The 9366-nt window shown below is 61.1% G+C and carries 7 protein-coding genes and 3 pseudogenes; 4 read left to right on the top strand and 6 right to left on the bottom strand.

Annotation, left to right across the window (positions count from 1 at the left end; all coding sequences use genetic code 11):
- Positions 1-136: 136 nt before the first annotated feature.
- Entirely contained in the window at positions 137-1702 is a 1566-nt protein-coding gene (locus KZZ07_RS26155; protein ID WP_370631267.1) for an inorganic phosphate transporter, read from the bottom strand.
- Between the two features lie 174 nt (positions 1703-1876).
- On the opposite strand from KZZ07_RS26155, the gene KZZ07_RS26150 reads away from it, so the two are divergent.
- Together KZZ07_RS26150 and KZZ07_RS26145 are read left to right on the top strand one after the other, a co-directional pair.
- Entirely contained in the window at positions 1877-3754 is a 1878-nt protein-coding gene (locus tag KZZ07_RS26150; RefSeq protein WP_370631266.1) for a Na/Pi cotransporter family protein, read from the top strand.
- Between the two features lie 82 nt (positions 3755-3836).
- A complete protein-coding gene (locus KZZ07_RS26145; protein WP_219519708.1) occupies positions 3837-4085 on the top strand; it encodes a hypothetical protein in 249 nt (82 codons plus the stop codon).
- A gap of 339 nt (positions 4086-4424) precedes the next feature.
- Here the strand turns inward: KZZ07_RS26145 and KZZ07_RS26140 are convergent.
- Positions 4425-4835 (bottom strand): annotated as a pseudogene (locus KZZ07_RS26140) (DDE-type integrase/transposase/recombinase); the annotation flags it as partial.
- A gap of 110 nt (positions 4836-4945) precedes the next feature.
- Positions 4946-5365 (bottom strand): hypothetical protein, encoded by a 420-nt coding sequence (locus tag KZZ07_RS26135; RefSeq protein WP_219519707.1) that lies wholly within the window; start codon positions 5363-5365, stop codon positions 4946-4948.
- A 317-nt stretch (positions 5366-5682) separates the two neighbouring features.
- On the opposite strand from KZZ07_RS26135, the gene KZZ07_RS26130 reads away from it, so the two are divergent.
- Complete coding sequence (locus tag KZZ07_RS26130; RefSeq protein ID WP_219519706.1) at positions 5683-7053, top strand: SLC13 family permease; 1371 nt, start codon at positions 5683-5685, stop codon at positions 7051-7053.
- An 89-nt stretch (positions 7054-7142) separates the two neighbouring features.
- On the opposite strand, the gene KZZ07_RS26125 is transcribed toward KZZ07_RS26130, so the two are convergent.
- Both KZZ07_RS26125 and KZZ07_RS26120 read right to left on the bottom strand, forming a co-directional pair.
- Positions 7143-7445, bottom strand: coding sequence for a hypothetical protein (locus KZZ07_RS26125; protein ID WP_367181466.1), 303 nt, complete (start codon positions 7443-7445; stop codon positions 7143-7145).
- Positions 7446-7521: 76 nt separating this feature from the next.
- Positions 7522-7938 (bottom strand): annotated as a pseudogene (locus tag KZZ07_RS26120) (recombinase zinc ribbon domain-containing protein); the annotation flags it as partial.
- 133 nt (positions 7939-8071) lie between these two features.
- Here KZZ07_RS26120 and KZZ07_RS26115 point away from each other — a divergent pair.
- The gene (locus tag KZZ07_RS26115) at positions 8072-8251 is read left to right on the top strand and encodes a hypothetical protein (RefSeq protein WP_219519704.1); all 180 of its coding nucleotides are present in this window, start codon (positions 8072-8074) and stop codon (positions 8249-8251) included.
- Between the two features lie 309 nt (positions 8252-8560).
- On the opposite strand, the pseudogene KZZ07_RS28295 reads toward KZZ07_RS26115, so the two are convergent.
- Positions 8561-8815, bottom strand: a pseudogene (locus tag KZZ07_RS28295) (IS66 family transposase); the annotation flags it as partial.
- Positions 8816-9366: the final 551 nt, after the last annotated feature.

Below are 9366 nucleotides of genomic sequence, written 5' to 3'. Positions count from 1 at the left end.
AAGACCTTCTTCTCAGCGATCGCACTCGCCGCAACCGTCATCTTCTGGCTTTGAGTGAGAACGAGTCCTGACCCTAGTTCTGCTCTGCTGTTTCTCCACGGAATGAATGGCCGAATGACCAAAGCTCAGGGTCTGTTCACGGCAGCATCATGCCGCGGATCATGAAAAAGAACATTGCAGACAGGACCGCCGCGATCGGGACCGTGATGATCCAAGCTGCCGCGATGCGCAGGAGCAGGTTGCGTTTTACCAGTTCGACGCGGTGCACGCGCCCGAGGCCACGCCGCTCCTGTTTCCCGAGCAACCGGTCTGCAGCCGCCTGCGCTTTCATCTGGCGCAGCATGTCCCCCTTGGTGGCGACATCCGCCGCTTCGAATTCGGCCAGGAACGCGTCGACCGCTTCAGGGTCTTTGGCTGCATGATGGTTGCGGATATCGTCGAGCATGCGCGCGTAGCTCGACTTGATGTATTCGCGCAGAAAGCCGACGCCGAATACGCCGCCAACGGCAATATGGGTCGAACTGACCGGCAGACCGAGCTGCGACGCGACAATGACGGTGATCGCGGCGGCCATGGCGATGCAGAAGGCGCGGGTCTTGTCGAGCTCCGTGATTTCGCTGCCGACAGTCCGAATTAGCTTTGGCCCGTAAAGCGCGAGCCCCAAAGCTATCCCGAGCGCACCCACGGCCATGACCCAGAGGGGAATCCCGGCTTTAATCGAAATCCCGCCTTCGGTGATGGCTTCGTTTATCCCGGCCAAAGGTCCAACCGCATTTGCGACGTCATTGGCACCATGCGCGAAGCTCAATAGCGCTGCGGCGAAGATCAGTGGCACCGTGAAAAGGTCGTTGACGCTGACCTTGTGGTTGTCGAGCTTGGCCGTCATCCGGGCGATGTAGGGCCGCATGGCTACGTAGACGACAAGCGCTACCATCACCCCGATAAGAAGCGCCACGGGGAAGGAAACGGCGATGATCTTCTTGACGCCTTTCAGCATGAGGTAGGTCGAAAACGCCCAGGCCATGACCGCCACAAGCACTGGTACCATGCGGTTGGCGGCCGTCAGAACATCCCGTTTGTAGGTGATCGTGCGTTTGATGAGAATGAGAAACCCGGCCGCGATCAACCCGCCCAACAACGGGGAAATCACCCAGCTTATCGCGATCTGGCCCACCACGGACCAATCTGCGATGTTCCAGCCCGCCGCCGCGATGCCCCCGCCAAGCACGCCGCCGACAATCGAGTGCGTGGTCGAGACCGGCGCGCCGATGACAGTTGCAAAGTTGAGCCAGACCGCCGCCGCCAGAAGGGCCGCGATCATGATCCAGATGAAGGTATCCCGGTCCGCCACGAGATCGGGATCGATGATCCCGCTCTTGATCGTGCCCACGACATCCCCGCCCGCAATAAGGGCGCCACCGGCTTCAAAGAAGGCGGCGATGAAAATGGCCCCGGTCAGGGTGATGGCGTGCGAACCGACAGCGGGCCCGACATTGTTCGCCACATCGTTGGCCCCGATATTCATCGCCATGTAGCCGCCGATCATCGCTGCGGCGACCAGGAGAATGCCGTCGATACCGCCGTCGGTCCGGACGATGGTGAAAAGCATGATGCCGACGATGAAAAGCAACGCCGTTCCGAACCGGAACAATTCGTCCCGGTTCCGCTGCGCGGCACTCTCGATCTTTTCTGTTCTCAACACGGCAGGTCCCCCAGGCTTTTGCGTGATCGAAGCAGCATCATCACAAGCCTGCGGAAAGCTCCCATGAGCCAAGTCAAGGACAGCGCTTTCCTTCGGCGGTATGTCTTTGAATTGCAACACTCCGAAGGAACCACAGGCGGTGGAAGGAAAGACCGATCCGATTGCAGCACCTGAGTGCGTGCCGCCCTTGTCCGCGCCTGTCCGCCCGATGGCGTTCCAGGCGCGCTGCGGGTGGTCATGACGCGCTACTACCTTCCCATCGTCGTCGGAGCGCTTTTGCTGACCTTTTGGGTCAGTCCCGACGCGCAGGAGATCGCGGCGGGCGTTGCGATCTTTCTCTTCGGCATGCTTATGCTCGAAGATGGGTTCAAGCTCTTCGGCGGTGGCGCGCTGGAGCGGATTCTCGAACGCGCGACCGGCTCGACGGTCCGGGCGATCTCGTTCGGGATACTCTCGACCACGCTTTTGCAATCCAGCTCGTTGGTTTCGGTCATTACCATCTCGTTTCTGAGCGCCGGACTTATCTCGCTCATAGGGGGCGTGGGCATCATCTTCGGTGCCAATATCGGGACGACGACCGGCGCATGGCTGGTTGCGGGACTTGGGCTGAAGATCAATATCGCGGCCTACGCCATGCCGATGATCGCGCTCAGCATCGTCCTGGTGTTCCAGAAACCCAAGCCCCTGCGGGGTATCGGATACGCACTCGCCGGGCTGGGATTCCTGTTCCTCGGCATCCACCACATGAAAGAGGGCTTCGAGGCCTTCAAGGACCAGATCGACCTGACACGGTTTGCGCTAACGGGTTTGCTCGGTCTCTTCGTCTATTCCCTCGTCGGCACCGCCGCGACCGTCGTCATGCAGTCCAGCCATGCCACGATGGTCCTGATCCTTACCGCGCTGTCCGCAGGGCAGATCAGCTACGAGAACGCGCTGGCCCTGGCGATCGGGGCGAATATCGGCACGACGATCACGGCGATCCTCGGGTCGCTGGGTGCGAATTTTCAGGGCAAGCGACTGGCGCTGGCCCACCTGATCTTCAACACGGTGACCGCGCTTGTCGCGCTGGTGCTCATTGCCCCGCTGCGCGACGCGGTGGACTGGATCAGCGATCTGGTCGGCATTGCCCCGAGTGACTACGCGATGAAGCTCGCCGTTTTCCACACGATCTTCAACGTGCTGGGCGTCGCACTGATGCTGCCGGTCCTCAACCGGCTCATTGCGTTTCTCGTGCACCGCATTGTCGAGCCCGTGCCGGACGTAAGCCGCCCGCGCTACCTCAACGAGGCGGTGGACGAATTCCCTCAGACCCTCGAAACCGCACTCCGCAAGGAGGTGCTGCACCTCTACGAGAACGCGGTCGAGTTGATCCTGCACGGTCTCAACCTGCATCGTGACGAGGTGTTCGCGACCGACGACGTGGCCGATCTGGTTCGCCACAGCCGAACGCCGTTCGAGCTTGATCTCGATGAAAGCTACGAACGCCGTGTGAAAGTGATTTACGCGGGTATCGTGGAATTCACGACGCGGGTTGGCGACAAAAGGGTCGACCACGATATCGCCGAACGGGTCTACGCGCTGCGGGACGTGGCCAGCGAAATCGTGCAGGCCGTGAAATCCGTGAAACACCTGCGCAAGAACGTATTGCGCTACACCGTGCGTCGCCAGGGTGTCACGACCGAGCTTTACGATGAGCTTCGCACCGAACTTGCACGGATCGCGGTCGAGATCAGGAAGCTCGGCCAGATCGAGCCCGAGAACCGCAGCGCGCTCTGGCTGGATCAGGAACGCGCCCAGATCGAGGATGACGCGCGCATGACATCGCAGCGCGTCGATACCCTCATCCGCAAGGGCGCGCTGAACGCCACGGCCGCCACCTCGTTCATGAACGATTCCGGTTACGCTTATGGCGCCATGCGGGGTCTGATCGAAGCCGCGCGCAGCTACTACATCGAACGGGAAAACGCGATGGCGGAAGTGGAACGGCTCCTGTCACTCGACGAAGATGAACTCAGCGAGGCCGTTACCGAACACGCCAAGACATCTCGGTAATGGTCGGTCGGACAACGCTGTCACGAAATTGCTGTGAAACGCGCCTAGGGTTGGCTTTGGGATCAAGATTGGAGAAGCTAAGATGGGTCTGAAAAAGCTGGCCGCAAAAGTCGAAGACTACAAAGCGCGCCTCGAAAGCGGAAAGGCGAGCGAGATCAAGTCGAGCCACGTTGAGAGGGTCCTGCAAAAGCTCCGCGTGAAAGCGGCCGACCTGCGGGCCGAAATCGACGCCGCACGCTCTGCCGACAAGAAGGCCCGGCTGGAAGGAAAGCTCGACATCGCGCGAAACCATATCGCCCGCGCGGAATGGTTGCTGAGAGAATTGAGCTGACTGCGCAAGGACCCCGCGTTCCGACATTCAATCCGACGTCAATCCCCAACGACAACAGCTTCCAAAGCAGACGCTTGTCCGCTGTTTCCGGTTCGCCCGGCGCTGTAAGATGGGCTGTCATTCGAAATTTCGGGTGCGGAAAATACCTTCTTCGACGGACCACAGGTCGTCGTTGAAAGATGTCGGTGAAGGTCCGTCTAAGTCGGATGTCTGGACGCGGGACAGGAGCGCCCCGCTGCACCCCGACAAGTCCGCTTCGAGCCCAGAGTGACCAATGCTGCGGTCGTCACCAAGGTTTTCAAAGCACAGTAAGCGAACTAAAGCGATGAACTGGACCTGTCACGGTTTCGTGCCGCCCCCGGTGCTCATTTCCGCGGCCTGAGCTTCGAAAGCGACGGGGCTCTTCCAGCCGAGTGCAGAGTGGCGGCGTCGCGGATTTTAGAAGCCGTTGATGTATTCGAAGATTGCCAGCTCGGCCGCCCGGCGGGTGGGCCAAGACCGCTGCCACGGCAGCTCAGCCTTGATCGTCTTGAAGATGGTTTCGACGGCCGCTTTGTCGTAGCAATTGCCAGTTCCGCTCATCGACACGTTGAAGCCATGCCGGCGCAGGATTTTCTGATAATCGTGGGAGCAGTATTGGCTGCCGCGATCTGTATGATGGATACACCCCTTCGGCGGACGCCGCAGCGCGATGGCCGTGTTCAACGCCCGGATGGCCAGGTCACGTTTCATGCGATTGCTGACCGACCAAACGCGGCATGCGGGCCGAGTGCGTATTTGTAGACGCCGTCGTCGTGCTTTTTGTTTTGTCCTTCGAAATAGGTCAGCCGGACTTCGGCCTCGTGTTCGAAGGCATCCCGTTATCTTAGCAGGGACTTGGCAACGGCTTCGGCGGTCAGACCGTCCTTGAAGACTGTACGCGCGAATTTCTTGAGCTTGAAATCAGAAGGATAGTCGACCTTGCCGATGACGCCGCTATCGTTGGTCGCACCCTTGTTGGCAGCGCAAAGGCTGTCGATCAGTCTGCCAACTGTTGTTCTGACGCGCACGGTATCCGTTTTCGGCGAGTAGATGCGCCACATCGCATCCGATCTCTTCTTGAGCGTCCAGTACTGGCCGTAGACATCCTCATAGAAGGCGAATTCTCCGGTCTCGCCAGCGGCAGTGCGGACAGGCGACCTCAGGATGAAATTCTCGAACGGGTCTTCCCACATGGTCGGCCCGACCAGGGCGTTCTTTTTCTCGTCAAAGAGTTCAAAGAAGCGATTGCGCGGGACCACCCTGTAGTTGGTTGCGCGAGCCCCTCGCGCTCGGCCAGTTCGGAGATGGTGGCGAACTCGCCCGATTCCAACATTCGTTTCTACCGAAATGCGCGGGCCAACGCCTTCAACAGCGTGCTGTCGGTCCGGTGGTGGTGCGGAGTTCGATTTTCACCTGCAGCGGTTTCGAAATTCCGAAGGCATTCGGGTCAGGAGTTTGGCAAGTTCGGGCTTGAAGGTACGGGTGGCGCAACCCGCGTCAAGCTGAGAGGATCACTTGAATTCAGGGGGTCCGTACGGCTTTTGGGGCCAGGCGCCCTGCAATCGGAGGATATGCAATGCGGTTCGGGCTGATCGTCTCAATTCTGGTAGGAGCGGTTGTCATGCTTGTGCCGCCACCCGAAGGTATGGGCGACCCCGCGTGGCGGGCACTCGGGTTCGCGGTCGCCATGGCGGCTCTATGGCTGACGGAGGCGCTTCCTCTGGCGGTGACAGCACTCGTTCCGCTGGCTCTTTTTCCTCTGGCAGGATTGGGCGGGATCGAGGACCAGGCCAAAGCCTACGCCCATCCGCTCATCATTCTGTTCCTGGGCGGCTTCCTGGTAGCGCGTGCAATTGAGCGCTGGGAATTGCATCTTGCGCTCGCGACCCGTTTACTGAGCCGGGTGGGCCGCGAACCGTCCGCTGTCATCGCAGGACTGATGCTGGTGACAGCCTTTCTGAGTTTCTGGATCAGCAACACGGCCTCGACAATGGTGATGGCACCCATCGCGGCGGCGATGGCAGCGAGCCGGCCATCGGACGAGCGTTTCGCGGTTGCGGCGCTGCTGGGCGTCGCGTACGCGGCCACCATTGGCGGTATGGGCTCGCTCATCGGCACGCCGCCCAACGCAATTCTCGCAGCACACCTTTCAGAGCGCTATGACCGCGTGATTGGTTTCGCTGAATGGGCGCTCATCGGACTGCCTGTTGTCGCCGTGATGCTTCCGCTAGTTTGGCTTTTGTTGACCAAAGTACAGTATCGGCCAAATGCCGGTCTGTTCGGTCTTCCGTCGTCCAATGCCCCCCTCAGCATCGGGGCCAAGCGTGTTGCATGGATCGGCTCACTTGCTGCGCTCGGCCTCCTGCTTCGTCCCCTCATTGAGCGGCAGTTTCCCGAGGCTGGGGTTACCGATGCGGGAATCGCGATCCTCGCCGGGGTTCTGCTTTTCGCGGTTCCGAGCGGATCTGGAGGGCGGCTGCTTGATTGGGAGACCGCGAAAGGACTTCGCTGGGACGTCCTCATTCTTTTCGGTGGCGGTCTTGCCCTTGCCGGAACAATAGAGCGTTCGGGCCTGGCGACATGGCTGGCGGGAGGGATCGCTCGCGTCGAGGGGTTGGGTCAGCTATGGGTCATACTGACATTCGCAGTCGTGATCGTCTTGATAGGCGAGTTGGCGAGCAATACGGCCATGGCGGCGATCTTTCTGCCGGTCGCGGGTGCGACAGCCACCGGTTTTGGCATGGATGCCGCCTCGGCAATGGTGCCGATCGCTCTTGCGGCCTCCGTTGGTTTCATGCTGCCAGTGGCGACGCCGCCAAACGCTATCGTCTTTGCCTACCCGGCGATTACGCGCGCGCGGATGTTGCGTGCTGGAGCTGGATTGGATCTTGTCGGCATCGTCGTTGCCGTATTCATTCCCTACGCACTCGCACAGTTCATGCTCTAGCCGTCGCGGGACCAACGGACCGAGTTTCGCTGCTCCTGCACTGCCAAAGCGTCCAAGGTAGGCTAAATTCTGGGCGCGGTTTGGGTCAACTAACCGAAGTGGATGGGCTGCTCCTCCCACTCTCCGGGGAATGGTTCCAGCACCTGCGCTAACGTCATCTCCGGCCCTTGCGTCCCGTCCAGGATCGCCTCCACGATCTCTGGGGCGAGCAACGCAAGCCGCAGGACGCGGGTCATGTAAGATGGCGCGATCCCTTCGCGGTCGGCCAATTCGGCGATCGTTGTGAACTCCCCCGAATCCAGCATGCGCTTCCAGCGGAACGCGCGGGCCAGTGCCTTGACCAGCGAGCTGTCCGTGCGCTGCGGATGTGGCGCTCCTGCCGGAAACCGCATCTCCTTTCGCCCGCCGCGCTTCACCACGCGGAACGGGACGTGCGCGTCACGGTCTCGGCGATTTGCGTCGCGCGGGTCATGCTGCCGCCTCGATGCCGCCTGCAAGCATCTCGCGCGCGAGGTCGTTGAGTCCGTCCACCCGGAGCCGGACGTTCAACCCGTCCGTGCCGATTTCCACGCGCTCGACCAGCAGCGCCACGATGCGCGCCTGCTCTGCGGGGAAGAGTTCGTCCCACAGCGGATCGATCTGCTGCAACGCGGCGCGGGCGTCTTCTTCAGTGATGTCGCCGTCATGCGCTCGGGCCGCCTTCCACGTCCCGGCCACGATCTCGGGCTGGCGGAATACGGCGCGGAGCTGGTCGATCACGGCCGCCTCGATCTCGCCTGCTGGGACACGACCCACGGGACACGATCCGGCGCCATGCTTCAACACCGTTTGGCTGACGTAGTAGCGGTAGAGCTTGCCGCCCTTGCGGGTGTGGGTTGGCGAGAAGCCCTATTACTGGCCCGGAGACGAAACGCCCCTCAATGTGACCCTCGACGATTTTCCGCTGATCGACGCGGAGGTGGCCAGGTCCTTCCTGGCCGCCCCCGGTCCATTGTAATCCGCGCGTGGCCGCCGGACAGTGGCCCCCGGACATGCGGGCATCCAGCGCGAGAACGGCATCGTCGTGGACGGGCGGGACGCCTGGCTGAGTCAGATCGCCTTCCACGTTGTGCATGACGTTCTCGATGCCGGGCGCCACTATGATGCCGAGGCCATCGCCGACCTTGCCTGGACCGTTTCGCCGACAGCACGGACCTGACCCGCCCGCGCAAGGACAGGGCCAGCCCCTATTCCCACGAAGACGCCCGGAAAAAGATCGCTGACAAGTTGCGCCTGGCGCAGGACGGCCGTCTGCCGCCACGCGATGCGGAGGTTCCCGCCCCGGATTACACCCCGCCTGCGCTGACCGCTGCTGAGGGACAGTCGAGGCTGCAGCTCCTGCTGGAACAGTATTGCGCTTCGGTCTGCGACTGGCACCTTGCGGACGATGGCGTTGCGCCGACGCTCGGCATCCGGGCCACCGTGGGGCTGGGCAAATCACATGCCGCCCGGGAGGCGATTCATGGACCTGTAGGCGCAAGGGCGCGCCTCGGACATGGTTCAAGCCTTTGTCTTCGAGATATTCTGCCAGCTCGCTGGCGACGTAGGAGGAGCCGTTGTCACTGAGCAGCCTCAGTTTCCAGACGTCTTGGAAGTTACGTCGGAGATGCGCCCAACACGCCGCCTCTCGCACGCGCGCCACACTTTCGGGCCTGAGCTCATCGAGTTCCTCGAAGCCGGTATAGGCGTCGGCCTGCAGGATGCCGTAGAAGTCGGCGAGGTGCAGCGTGTCGTCATTCGGCTCCGCGCAGGGGAACGCACCCGTTGGATGTCAGTCGCGTTTGCAGCGGATGCCGCCTCTGACTGCGTTGCAAGTCAATAGCATCTATGCCTTACGGGGTAGAGAACGTTTGCTCCCGGTCTTGTCTGCTCCGCCATTAATCTTTGATTTTAAGAGAAAAAACCTACATCCAGAGGTTATACCCGCCAATTCGCCCGCCATGCCATTTACGCTTGAATGCAACACCATGCGACATGCTCAGGGCCTGACCGAGCGGCGGTAAATTTATGCGGACCAAGTTCGGTTGCTGCTGTTTCGCATCTGCCGAAGTAGATGCTGCCAGATCGGCCGTACAGCACAACAGACCCACGCAACCCCGCCATCCTCCCGCAGTCTCTCCTCAGTCAAGCCTCAAGACTTGCCCCAACGATCTGCCCAAGGCAGGTGCTATGGCAAAATCTCCAAACCCGAGACCCACCCATGGCCCGCAAACCCGCGCTTTCCACCGACAAGCTGAAAGACCTTGGCGCCGAAAAGCTCGCGCAGTTGGTGCT

It is taken from the genome of Mameliella sp. CS4 (assembly GCF_019392335.1).
In the GTDB taxonomy this organism is placed as follows: Bacteria; Pseudomonadota; Alphaproteobacteria; order Rhodobacterales; family Rhodobacteraceae; genus Antarctobacter.
The sequence above is the reverse complement of the archived record's forward strand: the minus strand, read 5'-3'. Positions and strand labels throughout refer to the sequence as shown.